Here is a 19455-nt window from a genome sequence, read left to right as displayed (position 1 = left end):
CGTAAGGTAAAATCAGTTCTCCTCCATTAAATCAAGTGTGATCAAAGAGTAATCACGCATCCGGCCGGCTCCACACCTCCGCGGCTGCGGACGAGAGTGTGCAGCCCTCGTCATACCGGTCGATGATCCCCGCATCATGCAGTCGTTCGAGATGCCAGACAAGGGTGGTCTCGGTGATTCCGATCCGTTTTGCCAGTTCTTTTTTCCCGATTCCGGGAGAATTTGCGATCTCACTGAGTATCTGTGCAGGCCGCTCCTGCGTAAGTACGGTACGGAGTGTCCTCTCCAGTGCCGAGTCCGGATTTTTTCTTGGGAAGTAGCGGATGCTGCCAACGTATGCGGACTGCCGCACAATCTTTTTCTGTTCAAGCCGTTTCAGATGATAGAGAATGGATCCGCGGGAGAATCCTGTTGCGTCCCTGATCTCTTTCTGGGAACATCCGGGATGTTCCGCGATGAAATTTGCAATCCTCTGCGGTCGCGACGCGGGGTCCTGGGGGAGTTCCCGTACCCGCGAAAATCCGAGAACGGCAACTCCTGCGATACAGAGTATGAGGAGAACGGATCGCAGATAGTTTGGCTGCGGCGGTCCGTGGATCACGGAATCCTTCTCCGACGCGAGCGTGAGTCCGCTGACGGTAAATACGCCGCCGTACCGGAACTGCACGGGAATCCCCCGGAGACCGGCGGCTTCCATCGACTCGTTCACCCAGCCGTAGATGCGATCCATCTCTGCCGCGGACAGGGGATCGGTCAGAATGGTGATTGTCCAGTCGTACTCAATCCGGTTTATCGGATTGTCCGCGGCAGATCCATAGTAGGCGTTTGCCTTCTCCCATACGTCACCCGCGTACCGGTTCTCCTCGTACCAGTTCCAGAGACGGGTGTAGTTGTACTCCTTTCCCTCCCGTTCCCATATCTCCTCCCAGGTATCACCGTAGGTTTTCACCGCTGTGTTTTTCGGTACTGTCCGCGTCACAACCGGTCCCGGTCCGATTCTGAGATCACTGCCTTTGAACTGTACCGCGACATTATACAGTCCTGCCTTTGCCATCGATTGGTTCATCCAGCCGTAGATACGATCGATCTCCGCGATCGTGGTTCCGGAAGGAACCAGAAGGGTTACTGCCCACCCGAGTTGCATTCCGTATACCGGGGTTCCCGTGCCGTATTGTGCTGAGTAGTACATCTCTGCAACCGTACGGAAATCATCAGTGTTATTTTCTATCCATTCCCGTATTGTTGCGTAGTAGGATTCATTCCCGCTGTGGACCTGTGCCTCCTCCCACGTTTCTCCGTAGGAGATCGTCATGGAGGAGTTGATCACCTGTGGTCCCGGCGCCGGCGGCAGCTCTGCCGGAACACACAGCAACGTGAACGAGAAAATACCAAGCAGAACTATCAGAAGAACCACCACAGATCGGGAGAACATACTCATGATACCTTCGGTTGTTCTGCATTAAATCAAGTGTGATCAAAGTATCGGAGATCCCTGGTACCGGCATAATCCTTAACTACGTACACTCTGATATTTAGTAGTATGATCACCGTCGGTCTGCTTGGATGCGGAAATATCGGCCGCGTCATTGCTGCAGGTCAGGAAAACTTCAAAATAACGGCTGTGTATGATGTAGTTCCGGCGCGTGTGGAGGAGTTTGCTCGCGAGTTCGATGCAAAACCATTCTCGGACTTTACCGCGTTCCTCGCCGAACCAACCGATATTATTGTTGAGGCAGCGTCTGTTGTTGCTGCCACCGAACATGCGCAGGAGGTGCTGGAGTCGGGTAAGGACATCGTCATTATGAGTGTCGGGGCACTTGCGGACAAGGAGTTCCGGGCACATCTCGTTGCGACTGCCCGTGATCTGAAACGAAAGATCCATATTCCGTCCGGCGCCGTCATGGGACTGGACAATATCCGTATCGGCCAGATCAGTAGTATCAACAAGTTCGTTCTGCGCACGACCAAGAACCCGAAGTCGCTTTCCCGCGAGGCAACCGAGCGGACGCAGCTGTTTTCCGGAAAGGCACACGATTGTGTCCGCCAGTATCCGAAGAACACGAATGTTGCCGAGTCGCTGTCGATTGCCTGCGGCCGCGATGTTGATGTGGAGCTGTGGATGGATCCGGAGGAGGACCGCAATATGCATGAGATATTCTTCGAGGGAGAGTTCGGCGAGGCGTATATCAGAATCCGAAACCTCCCGTCACCGGACAATCCGGCTACGAGTTATCTTGCGGCTCTGTCGATTCTTACCCTGCTGAAAAATCTTGACAACCCGCTGGTGATTGGTGCATGAACTACGAGCAGCAGATCAAAAAACTTGCCGCGGAAAAGAACGCGGTGATCCTTGCCCACAACTATCAGCCGCCGGAGATTCAGGATGTCGCCGATATCTGCGGCGACTCGCTGGAGCTTGCCCGGCTTGCAAAGGAGGCAAAGGAGTCCACGCTTGTTCTCTGCGGTGTGTACTTCATGGCGGAGACGGCAAAGATTCTTTCGCCGGAGAAGACGGTTCTTATTCCGCGTCCGGAGGCGGGATGTCCTCTGGCGGATCAGCTGACGCCTGAGATTGTGCGGCAGGCAAAGGCGGCCAACCCCGGTTCGCCGTTTGTGGTGTACGTGAACTCAAACGCGGCGACGAAGGCGGAGTGCGATATCACCTGTACTTCGGCAAACGCCGCGGCGGTTGCGGCGTCGCTGCCGGAGAAGAAAATTCTCTTCGGCCCGGATGCGAATCTTGCCGGCTGGGTGCAGCGCCAGCTGCCGGACAAGGAGATTATTCCGGTTCCGGCTGACGGCGGGTGCCCGACGCATCACAACTTTACGGTGCGGGATGTGGAGTCTGCCCGCCGTGCGTATCCGGACGCGACGATCATCTGCCATCCGGAGTGTTCAGCTGCGGTGCAGCAGGCGTGCGATCTGGTTGGTTCGACCGGGTATATGGTGCGGAACTGCGGGAGTGCGGATGAGTGGGTGATTCTGACGGAGAAGGGGATTGTTCATCCGCTGGAGAAACGGTATCCGGATACGGTGTTCCATGTGATGGATACGGCGGTCTGTCCGAATATGAAGCTGATTGAGCTGTCGGATCTGTATGTGACGCTCCGTGACGGGGTGTATCCGGTGCAGGTTGCGGATCACATCGCGGGAAAGGCCCGGATGGCAATTGAGAAGATGATCGAGGCGTCGAAGTAATGCTGCCGACCGATCAGCTGCTTTCTTTTTTTGCGGAGGATGTTCCCGCGGGTGATATTACGACGCTTGCCCTGGTTCCTGACAGGGTTGTTTCTGCCCGGGTTGAGGCGCGGGAGGAGATGGTTCTTGCGGGTGTTGAGGAGTGTGTCTGGCTGTTTGAGCACTTCGGTGTTTCGGTGACGGTTGCGGCGGAGGACGGCAGTCGTGCTGCGGCCGGAACGAAGATTCTGGGGCTTGCGGGTCCGGTTCATGCGATTCTTTCGGTGGAGCGGACTGCGCTCAATCTTCTGGGACGGATGAGCGGGATTGCAACGGCGACGGCGGCGGCGCAGGAGCTTGCATCACAGGTGAATGATCATGTGCGGGTTGCGGGGACACGGAAGACGGCACCTGGTCTGCGGTATTTTGATAAGAAGGCTATCCGTATCGGCGGGGGGGATCCGCACCGCGATTCGCTGTCGGATGCATTTCTGATCAAGGATACGCATCGTGCTCTGCTGCCGGTTGCGGATGCGGTTCGCCGTGCGAAGGAGTATTCGGCGTATCATAAGGTGGAGTGCGAGGTGGAGAGTTTGATCGATGCGGTTGCGGCTGCGGAGGCGGGCGCTGATATTCTGATGTTTGATAATATGACGCCGTCTGCGGTGCACGGGGCGATTGCGGCCCTTGCGGCACGGGGTCTGCGCAACCGGCTGGTGCTTGAGGTGTCGGGGGGGATTTTGCCCGAGACGATTCATCTGTGGGCGGGGGTTGATGTGGATCGGATCAGTATGGGGGCTCTGACGCATTCGGTGCGGTGCGCTGATGTGAGTCTGGAGATTGAGTGATCGTGGTATAGAGGGTAACAGATGTTTTTTCGTGGATTTTACTCTGAAAGTCAGGGGTGTTTCAGGCTTTTGGAGCAAAGCCGCCGTGACAATAAAATCTATTATCTCATCACCCCCATTATCTGATAATCATGCAGGCGATGGATCAGAGGCCACAAAAAACGAGTATCACCGTCTCGGCACACATTAAAGAGCGTGTCTGTTCCAAAAAACGCGGAAATCAGACGTATGATGATGTTCTTGAGCAGATGCTGGACGTGCTTGATATCGGCGAGACAGGAGAGGAGGGGGGTGTTGTCTTCCTGCATACGGTCTATGTCCACGATGAGTTAAAAAAGCTGAAGCGGCCCATGCCGCTGAAAATCACGATTCAGGAGGATGAATCGTTAATTTTAACGAATGATGAGTATTCTTTTCTGATAACCTGCAGGACGCTTTCCGAAGGTCTGGAAAAGGCCAGGCTGATGTTTGCGGATGATTACGACATATTCACTGATCCGGATACGCCGATGTATCCTTCTGCTGCTGCGTATGGTAAACTGCTGAAAGATAGTGTGTGGATGTGAGATTTTGGCAGTTCTGAAAGCGGATAAGGTACAGAGTGCTCTGAAAAAGAAGGGTTTTCTCGTAAAGCCGGGCAGGACGGATCACTGTCGCTTCGTTTTCTGTACTGAGGGACGTATGGTCAATGTGAAAACCCACATGAGTCACAATGGTCAGGAGATTGGGGATGAGCTGCAGTCCCGTATGGCTGAACAGCTTCACCTGTCGAAGTCTGAATTTATTGAGATGGTTTCCTGCAGGATTGGACATGCCGAGTTAGTCGCCCGCTATGCCGATCTTGATCTTATGAAAGACTAATCTTTTTCTGGTGTTGATGATTCAGGAGTACACGGGCATGGTGAGCGACCGGATTTTGTGCCGGTTTCGGCAGGCAGTCTGCAAAGGTGTGTGCTTGTTTCGATGAACGGAATGCTTGTGTTTACGAATTTTATGATGATTTACGATTTTTTTCAGACAGGATTCCCGGACTCCCCGTCCGGGACTGCTCCTGAGGAGGCGGGAACGGTGGTTCCCCTTTCCGTTCTATCGTTTGCAGAGTGCCTTCTGCCGCCGGCCGGTTTTTTTGCTCTGGGTTGTTTTGGAAAAATAGAGGAAGAGATTAGTCTCTTCTTCTGATGAGGATTCCTGCTGCGAGGAGTCCGAACAAGAGTCCTGCGGCCGGGGCGGGTGCCTGCGTTAAGACGGGCGTGACGCCTGCGGCCGTGGTGGTGACCGGTGCTGCGGTGGTGGCAGCGCCGTTCTGGGACTGCGTCGATACCGGGGCAGAGGTTGGTTTTGTTGTTGCCGTTACGGTGGGCTTTGCAGTCGTGGTAGTTGTGCTGCCGGAGGCTTTGGTCCACTTTGCGTAGAGGGTCATGTCTCCGTTGATGCCGGAGGCGAAGCTCCAGCTTTGCGTGCATGCGCTGTCCGTGTACCAGCCGCCGAAGGTGTAGCCGTCTTTGGTCGGTGCGGGCGGCTGGCTGATCTTGTCGCCGTAGGAGAGACCGGTTGAGGGACTGATGAAGCTGCCGCCGGAGGTCTCGAAGAGGACACGGAAGGCGTTCTCCATGTTGCCGTCACCGGAACTGTAAACCGGCTGCGGTTGCGGTCCCGGTGCAGGGCCGGAGGATTTCAGTCCAAGTCCCCAGGGTGATGCTTCGGTGGCGGTTATGGTGAATACATAGTTGGTTCCATCTTCAGTTATCTGGGGAGCACCTTTGTCCACTATCTTCGTTCCGTCGAAGTGATAGGCACGGACTGCACTGAGGTCTTTTCCGGCGAACCATGACTTGGGTACTTTGAAGGTGAGGGTAAGTACCGGGTTCTTGGATTTGATCTTGGTGATGTCCACGGTGACCATGGAGATCAGGGTGGCTGTTTCCTCAAGTTTGGTTTTTGCATCTTCGTTGATCTCGGTGGAGATGGTTGGAAGATTATCGGAATCGAGGAGTTCCGTACCGGATGTTACCGCAAGGGTAAGTTTTGCCTGAACGGCTCCGGAGGTATCCGGAACAGTTATCTCATTGTACACAGCTTTCACATTTGAGAGATCGGCTGGATCTTGAGGTGTAACGGTCTTTCCATCAGTAGAAACAGTTGGTGCCTTCTCATATGTCAGTGTCAGGATTACTTTGTCGCTGCCGGTTGGAATGACGGTTACTTCGTTGGGATTTGTTGTGGATGGTACTGCCGTTCCATCAGATACACTGACCACTTTAGTTGTTTCATCACATGTTGCAGGGGTCTCCTGTTTTTGTACAGTGATTGGAGCGTAGTACCCGTCTTTGACCGGCGTGTCACTCATGGCGTGATTTTCTGCATACTGAACTTTTGGCTCTCCAACGAGAAGTTTAGCGTAGGAAGGTGCAAGATAATTTCCACCGCTGAGTGTAAATGTGGATTTTGTAAATGCTGGCGTTTCTCCAGTGTATTTCTGGTTGGCAATTGCTGCTGCTGTTCCTTCAATCTTTGCAGATTCTTTTATCTCTACGGAGAATGTTTTGGAACTCAGATCGCTGTCACGAACATAGTTACGGATGGCAACTCCTTCCTCGCTGACGATCTTTGCCGTGCCGGAGATGGTCAGGGCGATGTTTCCACTATAACTATCCGTCGTCCGCAGGACAATGCCGGAACCGTCTTCCAGAGATCCACTCGAAGGTGCTGCAACATTTTCTGAGTAGTCGCCATTACCGGTGATTGTTCCGCCCGAAATGGTGTAAGTTCCCGAAACAATTTCAAGACCGCTCTTTCCGGTAACAGAACCTCCGGTCATGGTCATCTTACTGTCTTTTGCGGAAAGGAAGATTGCAGCTCCCTCAGTGCTGGTGAGTGTACCGCCCTTGATCTCAATGGTAGGGGGCGTGTGTGTTCCGTCTCCATTACCACCAATGACCGACTGTGGTGCAGTCAGTGTGATGTCTTTGGTATCGATGACGATCTTTCCGTAAGTGCTCACAAAGAACAGTGTTGCCTCAGCAACTCCTTCTTTCTTGAGATTAATTTTACCATTGCCAACACTGTCAGTTACTCTGAGTGACCCCTGATTCGTCTCTTCTCCACTAATTTTTATGAACCCCTTGTTGTCCTTGGTGTTCTCTGTCATCCCTGCAGGAGTGTTTCTTGTCACCGTCAGAGTTTTTCCATTCAGATCGAGTATGGATACAACTTTGTCAATGTAGACTCTGTCGGAGTCGTCGGTGTAGGTGCCATCAATGTTCGTACCAAGAGTTACAGTACCACCGTTTTTCAATTGTTCTTTTAACACGGAGAATTCAGTAACAATAACTCCGTCTGGAACAAGGTATCTCAAAGTTGCTTCGTAGCTCTTTTCGGATGCATCAACAACCTTTCCACTAGTATATCCGGTGAGGGTATTCTTTGAAAGAATATTTTTCATCTGATCAGCGGACAGTAATTTGTTGCTGTCAGTGTCACAGGAACGAATAACAAATGTAGTATCGACTCCATTGATCTTCGCAATTTCTGTTCCCAAGTTATTGTCTTCAATAACTGGGAGTTTTTCCAGTGAATTGGGATCCCACCCTGAGTTTCTCTTACCTGTAAGGTAGAGCGCTCCATTAGTAATCTGGTTATTGATAATTTTTGCCGTTTCACCAGATGTCATGGCATTTCCGGCACCATTTACAATACAAACAGTTCCGTTTAGAATATTATTCTGTAGGGTATAGGAACCAACACCAGAGGAGCCAATGTAAATAGGAGCAGCTGTATCATCATTCCCAGTGAGATAACCCTCGATCTCGCAGTTCTGGATTGTCACATTTGTCACTGTAGAGTGAATAGAGTCCACAGCAATTACTTCAACAACTTTGTTGGGATAATCTTTAATCGGGTTAATTTTGAATCCATCAAGAACTACATTGCTTGCTGCAATGTAAACGGTCTGCTGTGCATAACCCATCCCACTTTTCTTTTGTGCATTCAGAACTGGTTTTTTGTCAGCGTCTTTTGCTTTGATTGTGACAGATTTTGTGATGTACAGGTTGGTATAACTATTCTCTCCAGATTCCGTTTGGACCCCCGGTCGTGCTGTGTCCTTTGTGTTCTGGCATGTTACATCATACGTCCCATCAGCTACAAGAATTGTATCTCCGTTTTCTTCAACGTTGCGTGCTGTATCAACAGCTTTCTGAATTGTTTTAAATGCTGTCTCAGATGACAGACCATCATTTGTATCAACACCATTTGTGTCATCAACAAAGTAGGTTTTTGGCGTAGTATCGGCATTTACATTCTCTGCACTGACAACTCCTGTCATCAGCACACAGAGTAGCACGACAGCTACCGCTAACAATACATGTTTTTTCATAGTTCGCCTCGTGATCATTCATCACCACACTGAATCTTCAATCCGGGCCACCCATCATAGGGAACAGCCGTAATGTGACCTTCTTATCCTCAGTTCTTGGTGATTAATAACATCACACTAATCATTGTACTTCTGACATATTATTAATCTATCTTATAATGGAGTCAATTTGAATGCAAAAACAAGCCAAAAATGAGTATGTATTCCCGTCAAACTGCTAACAAATGGGAAGAATACCCGGAAGACCAATCAAAACACGGATTACGTATTATGCGCGTCCTGAAATCGTGAAGATCATCGATGACATGATCCGTGCGGGAAAATTCAATAACAAAAGTGACGTAATATCCGCTGCAATTCTGGATTACTCCCACAATCAGGACATTGACTATGTTCGTGAGCTGGAAGAAAAATATCTCCGCCTTGAAGAGCGTCTTCACCTGATGGAGGAAACATATGCCTCTCTCATTGCAGCATTCTCTTCCCTGGAACAGAGAAATGAGGATAACACCCCACCCAAATAACACCCTCCCCACTCAGCAGACGAACAAAACATCTGTAACCATACCTCACAGAAATGGCACGAATCCCTGGTCAACCAATTAAAACACGAATCACCTACTATGCTTCTCCTGACGTTGTCGCGATCATTGACAGCCTGATAGATGAAGGAAAATTCAACAACAAAAGTGATGTAGTCTCGGCAGCCGTAAAAGAATACGCCCATGTCCTGAAAATGCGAAGAGTTCAGGAACTGAAAAAACAATCAGATCTTCTTGAAGAGCGCCTCGCAGCCATGGAAGAAAAATATGACGCCATGATCTCCGTCGTCTCCTCCCTGCAACCCAAAGAGTACGGCAGCAAATAACTCCGGCAATATTTTTCCCGCATCTCGGATGTAACCGCTCTGTAACCGGCATGCCGGCACACTCCGATCTCTTTTGGAACAACGCCTTCCGCGGGGGAACTCTTATATTTCTCCACAACCGATCCCTTCCTCATGTCCGGATATCCTCTGCCAGCAGAACAGGACACCCGCGTTGAAGAACCGATCCCTCCCTTTGATCGTCGCGGGACGTACCCTCACCCTCCGTACGCATCGCGAAAGGATCTCACCCGCGAAGAAATCCTGGCACTCTTCGGCTATCAGGACATCGGCCTCCCCGAACACCACTGGGACTGCTGCCTCTCCTCCGAACGGCATCAGGACTGCTTCGTCATCAACCGGGCACTGCGGGACGAACCCTTTCTTGCATCTCTCTCGCCCCATGACAAAAACCTCTTCTGGCAGCTCCGGGATCTCCTCGACAGCGCAATTCTGAAAAGTACGCTCTCGGAAGATGTATGGGTGATCAAAGGTCTTGGAGACCCCGGCTGGGTTTCGGGCATGAGCGAAACTGAAGTTATCGCGGATCCCGGTTATGGAAGCTTTTCTTTGCATCCGGGTGTTGCAAGGCAGTATGCCGGATACAACCCGGACAACGAACGTGTCTTTCTCACCCGCAGCGTCCTGCGTGGAACTCCGGCATTATACATGGATGCAAAAGAACAGGAAGTACTGCTTCCGCGTGATATCCGGTATGCCATTCAGGAAATAATTCACAGTCCCGCTGGTGAATTTCTGCCTGACGACGAGGCGCTTGTTTATATCCTCACAGCACTATAATGTAGTATATGAAACCGGCATCATGTGAGACAATGTTCAGTCTCGGACGCGTCTTTCCCGACACCCGCTCGCCGGAAGACAAAAAGCGCAACCACGAAATAGCAATGGAAGCAATGGCAGCGCTGAAAGAAGCGGATCGAAAATACTCGGAAATGCTTAAGACCGAATAAACCCGCATTTTTTAAATCTTTTTATAAATCATCACGAGTACGTCATTCCGGATCACATGTCGCAGATATCCACCAGGAATGAATACAGCTCTTCAACATCTGTCTGTGCATTTCATATCAGCTTTCATGCCAAAGCCTCCCCTGTCTGGAACAGAATCATATCCTGCTCAATATACGGACGAAGAAGTGGATCCATCCATCTCACTGGTACTAAATCCATCGTTCGTCCGAATAACTCCTCCAGATACCGTTTGAATGCAAAAAACTCCGTAGCGGCAGACCACCAAAACGAAATGCATACAGAACATCAACATCACTTTCCGGCGTGTCCTCTCCCCGCGACACAGAACCGAATATTCCTATGGTCTCGTGGGAAATATTCATCCGTTCCCATCAGTTCTCTCCCGGAAAAAACATACCGACTGTGTTTTTTCTCATCCCATTCCCGGTGAGTTATTCGGTGACGTCTGTTGACGTCGTGTGAATTGCGTTCAGGGTTTCAAGAAACGGCGGGATTTTATCCGAAACCGGGGATGTATTCATGGTCACGCAATGCTCATCTCCCGTCCATAGAGAATAGCATCATAGGCGACTGCATCACGGATAAGCGGTGACACATATTTGAGAGAGACCAGCCCGACTTCTCTCCCGAAGAGATCTTCCAGATAATACTTCAGATTGGCCATGTCCCGCATTCCTCCATGACCCGCGGAAAAGGAATACAGAACATCAACATCGCTTTCCGGCGTATCCTCTCCCCGCGACACAGAACCGAATATACCAATGGTTTCAATACCAAATCTTTCCTGAATTTCGGGAAGATGTGTCTTTAGTTTAGAAAGAACGTCGTCTTTGATACTTTGGTAGGGGGACATCTGGCTATGTATGTTTGTTGGTTGGTAGACATTATGATATTTTGCCTCATACCGTGCAGCCCGTCCCCCTTTGATCCTCGAAAAAAATATTTCAGATTCCCGGAATGAACGTCTTATCCTCAACAAAGTACGGAACGTACACAATCCGTGAACCCTTCACCGCAAACTCATACCGGAGCACCTGCAAAATACCCGGCTTCTCCTCCTCATACCGGAGGAACAAAAACTCCGACAGATCCGTTGCCGTATTCTGATTAATCACAACCGGCTTCAGCTCCACCCGCTTATCCAGCGGCAGCTCCGTAAACTCCGGATTACGGATCGTCAGATCGATCTCCCACCGCTCCGCAAGATACCGGGGAATATCCGCCGCACAGATATAATAACTGCGGCTGCCGGAGATATCCGGCAGCCCCGTCTCCGTATCGCCGCCCCGCAGCTTATCCGTCACCGCAATCCCCACCTCAAACTTCCAGAACGGAATGTACTCCGGCTCACTCTCCATCGCCGCCTCCGCAAGCATATCCGGCCGGGCAATATCATACGGCACCACCTTCACCTCATCACTCGTCACATTCAGCAGCCGGTGACACTGCTTACAGACCGAAATCACCTCGCCCCATGGCTGCTCCACCTTCTCACCGCAGACCGGACACAACAGAATCGTCGAATCACGTTTCAGAATCTCATGATCCGTCAGCTTCTTCGGCACCCGCACCGCCGGCCGCAGACTCGTAATATTCTTCATCGTCCCCGAACTCACAAACGTCCTGCCCTCCTTAAACGCCGGATACGCCGCCATCGACATCGCAATACCGAGCAGCAGCAGAATCACCTGAAACATCTCCGACAACGGATGCGTACCTGCATGCAGCAGCATCGCAAGCGACGACCCGATCATAATACCGCCCGCCGCAAGCGACAGAATCATCATCCGTGATCGCGCCGTCAGATTGATCGGTGCCGTCCCTCCGAGAATCTCCCCCCGCACCGCATCAAGAATCGCCGTATAATCTCCGCCCTGATACGCATAGTGGGCAATCCAGACCGGTGCATACACCAGCTCAAACACCTTCGGCAGCAGAAACGACTTCTCCAGCGTCAGCGTATCAATCCTCTTCGCTGCCGTATCATCAATCATCTGCCGGATAGCCTCGCGTCCCCGTCTGCTCGCCTCAACAGCCGACCCTCCCGGTTCCATCGCAACAACCCTGCCCGGCGTATAGGCAATCTCACCTCCCGGCTCAAGCCAGAGCTTTGTGATACCGTACTTTCCCGTATCACAGGCAACCTCCGTCCACACAAACTCATCATCGATCAGCTCCTTGTAGATATTCCGTATCGTATTACCGGTCTTCTCATCATACTCCGAGTACCCGCAGGCAACCGCCTTCCCCTGCGCAACAAACCGCCAGAACGGAATATAGATCAGATACAGCTCCGTCATCGCCGCCTTGTCCGGCAGATCCGGTGCCTTGATACCCTTCGTGAACCAGTCACGGATCGTCCGGTCGGCAACACCCTTCGTCACCCGCGGCCGGTACATCACCTCGCCGACGCGATCCTCAATCGAACGCTCAAGGCCCATGCGGCTCCTCCTTCTCCGCAACCGTAATAATGCCGAGCATCTCGCTCTGATACAGGAAGATGAACAGCAGAATCACCACGATCACAAAGATCCACGGATTAAAGTAAATCGCAACAAGACTTAACAGAAACATCGGAATAAACGCCGTAAGTGCCGTCTTCTTCCAGTTCACCGGCTCCTTGACCGGATGCCACTCCGGAAGAACCTGCCCGGAATGCGCCTCCACCTCAATCATGTAGATATTGTGCTTCATCTTGTAACTGATCAGCCACAGCGGCACCCCGATCAGCTCCTCACCGCGTGCAATTCCGTGAAGTTCTGGCAGATACACGGAGGAATCCACGGTCACCGGCAAAACAACCGCATCCTCCGGTGTTTCGATAATTTCCGCGTCATGGTAGTATTTCATATTCTGCAGTCCCGTCAGAAGCGTACCACAGGCCGGCCGGTAGATCGTCTTGTCCTCGCCGCCGTCCTCACGCCGGTACCGCCAGAACGGATAGTACACCAGTACCGCCTTCCCGAACCGCACCTTCTCGATTGGAACAAAAGGAATCTGATCAGAGCCCAGCCATTTGCGGACAATACCGCGTGCGGTCTCCTCATCAATCTGCGGGGGAATTACCCGTGAGCAGACCGGCCGCTCATACGAAATTGTCCCCTCTCGTGCATCTGCCATAGATACGTGAATATATGCGTGTTTTGGAAGATAGATGTTTTGCAAGTGACGGCTTTGTACTTTTGTCCGCGGTCTGCTCCGGAAGAAAAGTGCAGAACCACCAAAGCGATCACATTTATATCTTTGATGAACATAAATATACATCAACGTCTGTAAGTAGTGATATGTGATGCTGAATATAACCACCTTCCTCGATGCAAATACCTGCCGCCTTGCAAAGCCGGTTTTCCACTGCCCCGAGAGAAACACCTCCTATACCTCATCCGAGATTCTCGGAATCATCTCAGGAATTGCCCGCACCCTCAAATCCTTTGGAGTTGCCAAAGGCGACCGGGTCATCCTCTACCTCAACAGCAGCCCCGAATACCTCTTCTCCTACCTCGCCCTCTGGCGGATCGGCGCAGTCGCCGTTCCGACCAACCGCGTCTATACGGCAGGCGAACTTGCCTACATGATCGAAAATGCCGGAGCACACGTCTTCATCACCGACGCGGACGGCGCAGCCGCAGCAAACGATCTCGGTGTCACCGTGTATGTCCCGGAAAACATCGAGGAGCTTCGCACCTCCCCGGTACTTTCCCCGGAACCGACCGGCGCCGATGACCTCTGCCAGCTCCAGTACACCAGCGGCACAACCGGAAAACCCAAAGGTGCCATGCTCACCCACGGCAACTGGCTTGCCGCAATTCACAACGTCTGCGACGTCCTCACCCTCAAACAGGACGACGTCTATCTCGGCATCTACCCGATGGGGCACGTCGGCATCTCATGGGGCATTGCCGCCATGCGTGCGGGTGCCTGCTACGTCATGATGGAACGCTACGACCCGGACAGATATCTCGCGCTCTGCAAAAAACACCAGGTCACCGTGCTTGCCGGCATGCCGCCGGTTATCCATTCACTGGTGGAAGCCCCCGCCGGAACCGAAGACGCAGTTGCAACCGTCCGCGAGATCATCTCCGGCGGCGGCCCCCTGCATCACGAAATCTGGAAAAACTTCCATCACCGCTACAACATCCCGGTCATCAACGCCTACGGCCTTTCGGAGACGGTTGTAATCGGTACTGGTACCGTCATCCGGCCTGAGGATTACGCCTCCGCCGACCGGTTCCAGAGTGTGGGACATCCGGTCTGCTTCTCTGAAGTAAAGATCGTTGATGAGACCGACGCTTCCCGTGAACTTCCCCCCGGAACACCGGGCGAGATCGCCCTCCGGGGTCCTGCGGTCGCCAAAGGATACTGGAACATGCCGGAGGAAACCGCCCGTGCATTCCTTGCGGACGGCTGGTTCCTCACCGGCGACGTCGGGTATCTCGATCACGACCACCGCCTCTGCCTGACCGACCGCAAAAAGGACATGATCGTCATGTCCGGCTGGAAAATCTATCCGACCGAGGTCGAAGAAGCCCTCCTCAAATACCCGGACGTCGCAGAAATTGCCGTCTTCGGTGTTCCCCATCCCCATCGCGGTGAGATTCCCGTTGCCGCCGTCGTATGGCGGGCGGGCCGGGACGGCTCGGATCGGGATGCCGGACTTCTTGCATTCGCCAAAGAACATCTGGCAGGATACAAAGTTCCCCGAAAACTCTACACGGTGGACGCTCTCCCCCGCGTAAACGGCTGGAAGCTCCTCAGACGCGAGCTTCGCGAAATGTTTGCCCAATAACAAAATCACGGAAGTACATTATTATGAAATCACGCGATATTGCCCTGGTAGGTATACTGCTTGCCGCAGGGGCAATCGCCCGGTACATCTCGCTCTTTGTGCCGGGAGCAATCGTTGCAAACTTAACGATTGCCTTCTACTGTCTTGCGATCATCCTCGTTGTCCCGAAGTTCCGGGAAGCGGTTGGTATCGGTCTTGTGGCCGGTATCATTTGTGCGGTCTTCTCGCACTCCGTCTTTCCGCTGGGAAATCTCATCTCCGAACCTATCGGTGCGGTTGTGTGTCTTGCGGTCTATAAACTGATCAAGGATCACACGCGGCTTGCTCCGGCAGTGGCGACCGCGGTCGCAACTCCTGCGAGCGGGTTTTCCTTCATCGGGATCACCTGCTGCGTGATGCTTGCAACCTCGCCCGACGCCACGGTCGGGACGGTGCTCGCATTCGCGATTGCCATGGTTCCGATCGTTGCCAGTGCCGTGATTGTGAACACCATCATTGCCCAGATAGTTGCCATGCCGGCAACCACCGTCATGCAGAAGACCCGCACTGTGACGAAGACGGAACACACCGTCCCCGCGCTTGCGGGAACACCGATCGTTCTCGATCACGTCGGTTTCACCTATCAGGCAGCCGACACCCCGTCGCTTGATGACGTCTCCCTTACCGTCAGGGAAGGCGAGTTCATTGTCATCAGCGGCCCGTCCGGTGCCGGAAAGACCACGCTCGCCCGCGCCCTTTCAGGAGTTCTCGTTCATGCCTACGGCGGCGATCTGACCGGTTCCATTTCCATCGCCGGAAAATATGCCGACGAGTATGAGGACGTAACCGATCTCTCCCGGCAGGTCGGCATGGTCTTCGACGATGCTGACGCCCAGCTGATCTTCACGACCGTTGAAGAGGAGATTCTCACTGGTCTTGAGACCCGCGGTCTCTCTGCGGACGAGGTTGCGAAAAAACTCGATGAGATCTACACGATTACCTGTACCGGTCATCTCAAAGACCGTGCTCCGCACGCACTTTCCGGCGGACAAAAACAGCGTGTTGCCATGGCCGCGGCCCTTTCCCGCGAAACGCCGATACTTGTTCTCGATGAGGCAACCTCCGAGCTTGACAAAAATGCCCGTCGTCAGGTGTACATGCTGCTCAAAAGTCTTACCGACCGCGGTCACAGTGTTGTTCTCGTTGAACACATGACCGGTGAAACCCTCGGTTATGCGACCCGCATGATCCGGCTGGAGAACGGGAGAGTCGTGTACGATGGTGAACCGGTCGCAGAAACCTTCACCTGCCCGGAGATTCCCAAGACCTCCGTCCCCGGCGAAACAATTCTTTCCGCTGAGCACCTGACCCACCGTTTCGGCGAGGTTCTTGCGCTGGACGATGTCTCGCTCACCTTTGCGAAAGGTGAGATTGTTGCCATTCTCGGTGAGAACGGTTCTGGTAAGACGACGTTCGTTAAGCATCTCAACGGTCTGCTTTGCCCGGACTGCGGGCATGTTGTCCTGAACGGTGAGGACATCACCGGAAAATCCGTCTCTGAGATTGCCAAAACCGTGGGGCTTGTGTTCCAGAATCCGGACACGATGCTGTTTGAGAACACCTGTGAGCGGGAGATTCTCTTCGGTCTCAAAAATGTCGGCAACCCGGACCCGGCCGCCGCCCGTGCGGCGCTTGTCGCCGTCGGGCTGGGCGGCAAGGCACATGTCAATCCCCGCCACCTCAGCCGCGGCGAACGCCAGCGGCTGGCTCTTGCGTGTGTGCTTGCTATGGATCAGCAGATTGTCATTATGGATGAGCCAACTACCGGTCTTGACATGCAGGAATCGTATGAGATTATGCGGGTACTGACCGGCATGCGTAACGCCGGAAAGACCATTCTGATGGTCACCCACAATCCGGCACTCGCCGAAAAGTTCTCGGACAGGATTGTCGAGATGGAAGCGGGTCATGTGACCGCCGTCCGCGGAGGTGCATGAACATGGAAGATATCATGCAGTACATTCCGGGCGACCGGTTTGTTCACCGTCTCTCTCCGATGACGAAGATCATCTTTGCGGTCGGTATGATGTTTGCCGCGATCTTCACGACGAATCTTGCGATTCTTGCGGGACTGATTGCGATCGTTTTGATCGTTGCCGTCGCCGGAGGACTCTTCAGGGTTCTTCTCCGTCAGGTACCGCTCTTAATCATCCTTGGTCTTGCACTTGTTGTCCTGACGATTCTGACGAACGCTACGGGAGATGTTCTCTTCTATCTGCTGCCGGACGGTCTTCTGCCGGTAACAACCGGTGCAATTCTGTTCGCGGTTCAGATGGCGCTGCGGTTTGCGGTTCTCATCTTTGCGTTCCAGCTGCTGGTCATCTCGACTCAGCCGCGGGATCTGGTGAACGCTCTCTACACTCTGCGGGTTCCGGGAGACTATGCGCTGATGTTTCTGATTGCCATTCGGTTCATCCCGACGCTGCAGCGGGAGGGTGCCCGGATCAACGAGGCACAGCTTTCCCGCGGATACTTCCCCGGCGGCGGTGTGATAGGCAAGGTCAAACAGCTCGGGCCTGTGATGCTTCCGCTGATGCTGAACTCGCTTGCAAAGGCCGATACCCTCGGTCTTACGATCGATATGCGGGGCTACCGTCTCGCGTCCGAATACCGGAGGAAGCTGACGTACCATGCGGCGGATGCGGGTGTGATCCTTCTTGTGGCACTTGTTCTTGTCGGGGTTGCGGCAGTAACCTTCCTCTGATTTTTATGATCCGCCTGTTTACTCCGGAGGATGCCGGGAGTGTGATGGACATCTGGCTCTCCGCAAGCATCCACTCCCATGATTTCATTCCTGCTTCGTATTGGCGGGAACAGTTTTCCGTCGTGCGGGACCGGTATCTGCCGGTTTCCGTGACGTATGTTTTTGTAAAAGAGGATCGTGTCTGCGGTTTTCTCAGTGTTCTTGACGGAAATACGATCGGTGCACTGTTTGTTGCGTCGGATTGTCAGGGCCGGGGAGTTGGTTCTGCCTTGATCCGTTATGTGCAGGAGAGCACAGACGATCTCATGCTCTGTGTGTATGTGGAAAATTCTGCGGCACGTATGTTTTATGAAAAACGAGGGTTTGCGGTTTTGTCCCGCCGCAAGACCGAGACCGGCCATGATGAGTATGTGATGCGGTGGGTTGCATCGTCCTGACGAACCCTTATATTTTATGTATATTGAATCCTTCTTGGGTAGGATTTCAAGATGAGCTGTCCCGACTCAGACTCAGCTTCATTTTGAGCCTGATTTTTCCGTTGCATATTTGTCAGTCCGTGGTGTTGAAATAATTCCTTATTTTTTGCCCGAATTATCATCAATAAGTATCCACGTCACTCTCATATATTTCTACTGCCCTATTTACTACCCAAGGAGGATTGTATGTGAGCTGACGAATGCATGCAATCTCTCGTGTATCATGTGCGGCAGAAATGCCGTTGAATTTCATCCAACCCAGTTCAAGTTAGAGTGGTTGCAAAAGTTGTCACCTCTTTTTTCTCACTCTGGAGAAATAACTTTGATGGGATGGGGTGAACCTACTATCCATCCGGACTTCATGGGGATATTGAAATACGTGGATCAGTTTCCCTTGAAGAAATATTTCTGTACAAACGGCATGAAACTTGATGATCTGACGGATGCAATTTTTGATTATCATGTGGATATCATTGCAGTCAGTCTTGACGGCTCCACTCCGGAGATGAATGACCGGATTCGTAAGGGGGATAGTTTCCAAAAGATCACCGAATCTTTGAGAAATATTATTTCCATCCGCAATGCTCGCGGTCTTACTGCTCCGTACATCAATTTTGTGTTCACCGCGATGAAAGACAACTATCATCAGATTCCGGAGATGGTTGATCTCGCGGCAGACATTGGTCTTGATGAGGTAAAGATCGTCTATTTCACCTCGTTCAGAAGTGATCTTGACTCTCAGACGCTATTCAATATGCAGGATGATGTTCGTGCTGTATTTGATCAGGCTGCCGCAAAAGCCGACTCCTCTGGTATCAAATTAAAGCTTCCCTACATTCAGGGTGAAGATCCTGCAGAGTCAGCACTTCACCGGCCCTGCTATGTTGGATGGCGTGATTTGTTTATTGGATCTGATGGTTACATCCGCCCGTGCATGTCAACTCCCATAAAATTTCTGCATATTGATGAGATGAGCACGTGTGATGATCTGTGGAATCATCCCTTGTATCAGTCATTCCGTGCGACAGTGAATGATCCCGGGGCTATGCCTGAATCCTGTAAAACCTGTTATCAGTCGTCTGTTGCCAACTGGAATCTGCCAAGATCCTTTATTCAGCACGGATTAGTGTTCGGGCCTGAGTGGGAAGGGTGACTTGATACATTTCACCTTAGAATCGATGTGGTGCAGTTT

General features: G+C 52.3%; 20 protein-coding genes and 1 pseudogene. 15 read left to right on the top strand and 6 right to left on the bottom strand.

Going from position 1 to position 19455, the window contains the following annotated elements; all coding sequences use genetic code 11:
* Nucleotides 1-52: 52 nt before the first annotated feature.
* Nucleotides 53-1432 carry a winged helix-turn-helix transcriptional regulator gene (locus tag O0S09_RS00215; protein WP_268921854.1) on the bottom strand — a complete coding sequence of 460 codons (1380 nt, stop codon included), beginning with the start codon at nt 1430-1432 and terminating at the stop codon, nt 53-55.
* A gap of 108 nt (nt 1433-1540) precedes the next feature.
* Here O0S09_RS00215 and nadX point away from each other — a divergent pair, with 108 nt between their 5' ends.
* From nadX to O0S09_RS00190, 5 genes are all read left to right on the top strand, one after another.
* Nucleotides 1541-2299, top strand: a complete 759-nt coding sequence (gene nadX, locus O0S09_RS00210) for an aspartate dehydrogenase (protein ID WP_268921852.1) — start codon at nt 1541-1543, stop codon at nt 2297-2299.
* Entirely contained in the window at nt 2296-3198 is a 903-nt protein-coding gene (nadA, locus tag O0S09_RS00205) for a quinolinate synthase NadA (protein WP_268921851.1), read from the top strand. The genes nadX and nadA overlap by 4 nt, the downstream gene beginning before the upstream one ends.
* The gene (gene nadC / locus O0S09_RS00200; protein WP_268921850.1) at nt 3198-4025 is read left to right on the top strand and encodes a carboxylating nicotinate-nucleotide diphosphorylase; all 828 of its coding nucleotides are present in this window, start codon (nt 3198-3200) and stop codon (nt 4023-4025) included. Before nadA ends, nadC begins: the two co-directional genes overlap by 1 nt.
* 140 nt (nt 4026-4165) lie before the next feature.
* The gene (locus O0S09_RS00195) at nt 4166-4591 is read left to right on the top strand and encodes a hypothetical protein (RefSeq protein ID WP_268921849.1); all 426 of its coding nucleotides are present in this window, start codon (nt 4166-4168) and stop codon (nt 4589-4591) included.
* Between the two features lie 4 nt (nt 4592-4595).
* Nucleotides 4596-4886 (top strand): hypothetical protein, encoded by a 291-nt coding sequence (locus O0S09_RS00190; protein ID WP_268921848.1) that lies wholly within the window; start codon nt 4596-4598, stop codon nt 4884-4886.
* Nucleotides 4887-5187: 301 nt separating this feature from the next.
* Here the strand turns inward: O0S09_RS00190 and O0S09_RS00185 are convergent, their stop codons facing one another.
* The gene (locus O0S09_RS00185; protein ID WP_268921846.1) at nt 5188-7695 is read right to left on the bottom strand and encodes an InlB B-repeat-containing protein; all 2508 of its coding nucleotides are present in this window, start codon (nt 7693-7695) and stop codon (nt 5188-5190) included.
* A 929-nt stretch (nt 7696-8624) separates the two neighbouring features.
* On the opposite strand from O0S09_RS00185, the gene O0S09_RS00180 reads away from it, so the two are divergent.
* The 4 genes from O0S09_RS00180 to O0S09_RS00165 all read left to right on the top strand — a co-directional run bounded on the left by O0S09_RS00180 (nt 8625) and on the right by O0S09_RS00165 (nt 10236).
* On the top strand, nt 8625-8924 hold the full coding sequence (locus O0S09_RS00180; protein WP_268921844.1) for a hypothetical protein: 300 nt from the start codon (nt 8625-8627) through the stop codon (nt 8922-8924).
* A 53-nt stretch (nt 8925-8977) separates the two neighbouring features.
* Nucleotides 8978-9268: a ribbon-helix-helix domain-containing protein gene (locus O0S09_RS00175; protein ID WP_268921842.1), complete on the top strand. Its 291-nt coding sequence runs from the start codon at nt 8978-8980 to the stop codon at nt 9266-9268.
* 132 nt (nt 9269-9400) lie between these two features.
* Nucleotides 9401-10066, top strand: a complete 666-nt coding sequence (locus O0S09_RS00170; protein WP_268921841.1) for an ADP-ribosyltransferase family protein — start codon at nt 9401-9403, stop codon at nt 10064-10066.
* 8 nt (nt 10067-10074) lie between these two features.
* Nucleotides 10075-10236, top strand: coding sequence for a hypothetical protein (locus O0S09_RS00165; protein WP_268921839.1), 162 nt, complete (start codon nt 10075-10077; stop codon nt 10234-10236).
* 210 nt (nt 10237-10446) lie between these two features.
* On the opposite strand, the gene O0S09_RS10015 is transcribed toward O0S09_RS00165, so the two are convergent.
* The 4 genes from O0S09_RS10015 to O0S09_RS00150 all read right to left on the bottom strand — a co-directional run bounded on the left by O0S09_RS10015 (nt 10447) and on the right by O0S09_RS00150 (nt 13378).
* Nucleotides 10447-10620, bottom strand: a complete 174-nt coding sequence (locus O0S09_RS10015; RefSeq protein ID WP_425438229.1) for a nucleotidyltransferase domain-containing protein — start codon at nt 10618-10620, stop codon at nt 10447-10449.
* Nucleotides 10621-10781: 161 nt separating this feature from the next.
* On the bottom strand, nt 10782-11111 hold the full coding sequence (locus tag O0S09_RS00160) for a nucleotidyltransferase family protein (RefSeq protein ID WP_268921838.1): 330 nt from the start codon (nt 11109-11111) through the stop codon (nt 10782-10784).
* A 91-nt stretch (nt 11112-11202) separates the two neighbouring features.
* The gene (locus O0S09_RS00155; protein WP_268921836.1) at nt 11203-12699 is read right to left on the bottom strand and encodes a hypothetical protein; all 1497 of its coding nucleotides are present in this window, start codon (nt 12697-12699) and stop codon (nt 11203-11205) included.
* The gene (locus O0S09_RS00150; protein WP_268921835.1) at nt 12689-13378 is read right to left on the bottom strand and encodes a hypothetical protein; all 690 of its coding nucleotides are present in this window, start codon (nt 13376-13378) and stop codon (nt 12689-12691) included. Before O0S09_RS00150 ends, O0S09_RS00155 begins: the two co-directional genes overlap by 11 nt.
* A 169-nt stretch (nt 13379-13547) precedes the next feature.
* Here O0S09_RS00150 and O0S09_RS00145 point away from each other — a divergent pair, with 169 nt between their 5' ends.
* From O0S09_RS00145 to O0S09_RS00120, 6 genes and pseudogenes are all read left to right on the top strand, one after another.
* Nucleotides 13548-15044, top strand: coding sequence for a class I adenylate-forming enzyme family protein (locus O0S09_RS00145; protein WP_268921834.1), 1497 nt, complete (start codon nt 13548-13550; stop codon nt 15042-15044).
* A 656-nt stretch (nt 15045-15700) separates the two neighbouring features.
* Nucleotides 15701-16135, top strand: a pseudogene (locus O0S09_RS10010) (ABC transporter ATP-binding protein); the annotation flags it as partial.
* 45 nt (nt 16136-16180) lie between these two features.
* Nucleotides 16181-17020, top strand: a complete 840-nt coding sequence (locus tag O0S09_RS10005) for an energy-coupling factor ABC transporter ATP-binding protein (protein ID WP_425438230.1) — start codon at nt 16181-16183, stop codon at nt 17018-17020.
* Entirely contained in the window at nt 17017-17787 is a 771-nt protein-coding gene (locus O0S09_RS00130) for an energy-coupling factor transporter transmembrane component T family protein (protein WP_268921833.1), read from the top strand. The genes O0S09_RS10005 and O0S09_RS00130 overlap by 4 nt, the downstream gene beginning before the upstream one ends.
* 5 nt (nt 17788-17792) lie before the next feature.
* Nucleotides 17793-18224 (top strand): N-acetyltransferase, encoded by a 432-nt coding sequence (locus O0S09_RS00125; protein ID WP_268921831.1) that lies wholly within the window; start codon nt 17793-17795, stop codon nt 18222-18224.
* 109 nt (nt 18225-18333) lie between these two features.
* Nucleotides 18334-19416, top strand: coding sequence for a radical SAM protein (locus tag O0S09_RS00120; RefSeq protein ID WP_338148494.1), 1083 nt, complete (start codon nt 18334-18336; stop codon nt 19414-19416).
* Nucleotides 19417-19455: the final 39 nt, after the last annotated feature.

Source organism: Methanocorpusculum vombati, from assembly GCF_026891935.1.
GTDB lineage: Archaea > Halobacteriota > Methanomicrobia > Methanomicrobiales > Methanocorpusculaceae > Methanocorpusculum > Methanocorpusculum vombati.
This window is presented reverse-complemented; position numbering and strand designations above follow the sequence as displayed.

What these genes read in the sequence shown, in the direction of transcription:
- O0S09_RS00215 (WP_268921854.1), bottom strand. Translation starts at nt 1,432, where the DNA reads ATGTTCTCCCGATCTGTGGTGGTTCTTCTGATAGTTCTGCTTGGTATT.
- nadX (WP_268921852.1), top strand. Translation starts at nt 1,541, where the DNA reads ATGATCACCGTCGGTCTGCTTGGATGCGGAAATATCGGCCGCGTCATT.
- nadA (WP_268921851.1), top strand. Translation starts at nt 2,296, where the DNA reads ATGAACTACGAGCAGCAGATCAAAAAACTTGCCGCGGAAAAGAACGCG.
- nadC (WP_268921850.1), top strand. Translation starts at nt 3,198, where the DNA reads ATGCTGCCGACCGATCAGCTGCTTTCTTTTTTTGCGGAGGATGTTCCC.
- O0S09_RS00195 (WP_268921849.1), top strand. Translation starts at nt 4,166, where the DNA reads ATGGATCAGAGGCCACAAAAAACGAGTATCACCGTCTCGGCACACATT.
- O0S09_RS00185 (WP_268921846.1), bottom strand. Translation starts at nt 7,695, where the DNA reads ATGACATCTGGTGAAACGGCAAAAATTATCAATAACCAGATTACTAAT.
- O0S09_RS00180 (WP_268921844.1), top strand. Translation starts at nt 8,625, where the DNA reads ATGGGAAGAATACCCGGAAGACCAATCAAAACACGGATTACGTATTAT.
- O0S09_RS00175 (WP_268921842.1), top strand. Translation starts at nt 8,978, where the DNA reads ATGGCACGAATCCCTGGTCAACCAATTAAAACACGAATCACCTACTAT.
- O0S09_RS00170 (WP_268921841.1), top strand. Translation starts at nt 9,401, where the DNA reads ATGTCCGGATATCCTCTGCCAGCAGAACAGGACACCCGCGTTGAAGAA.
- O0S09_RS00165 (WP_268921839.1), top strand. Translation starts at nt 10,075, where the DNA reads ATGAAACCGGCATCATGTGAGACAATGTTCAGTCTCGGACGCGTCTTT.
- O0S09_RS10015 (WP_425438229.1), bottom strand. Translation starts at nt 10,620, where the DNA reads ATGAATATTTCCCACGAGACCATAGGAATATTCGGTTCTGTGTCGCGG.
- O0S09_RS00160 (WP_268921838.1), bottom strand. Translation starts at nt 11,111, where the DNA reads ATGTCCCCCTACCAAAGTATCAAAGACGACGTTCTTTCTAAACTAAAG.
- O0S09_RS00155 (WP_268921836.1), bottom strand. Translation starts at nt 12,699, where the DNA reads ATGGGCCTTGAGCGTTCGATTGAGGATCGCGTCGGCGAGGTGATGTAC.
- O0S09_RS00150 (WP_268921835.1), bottom strand. Translation starts at nt 13,378, where the DNA reads ATGGCAGATGCACGAGAGGGGACAATTTCGTATGAGCGGCCGGTCTGC.
- O0S09_RS00145 (WP_268921834.1), top strand. Translation starts at nt 13,548, where the DNA reads ATGCTGAATATAACCACCTTCCTCGATGCAAATACCTGCCGCCTTGCA.
- O0S09_RS10005 (WP_425438230.1), top strand. Translation starts at nt 16,181, where the DNA reads ATGCTGCTCAAAAGTCTTACCGACCGCGGTCACAGTGTTGTTCTCGTT.
- O0S09_RS00130 (WP_268921833.1), top strand. Translation starts at nt 17,017, where the DNA reads ATGAACATGGAAGATATCATGCAGTACATTCCGGGCGACCGGTTTGTT.
- O0S09_RS00125 (WP_268921831.1), top strand. Translation starts at nt 17,793, where the DNA reads ATGATCCGCCTGTTTACTCCGGAGGATGCCGGGAGTGTGATGGACATC.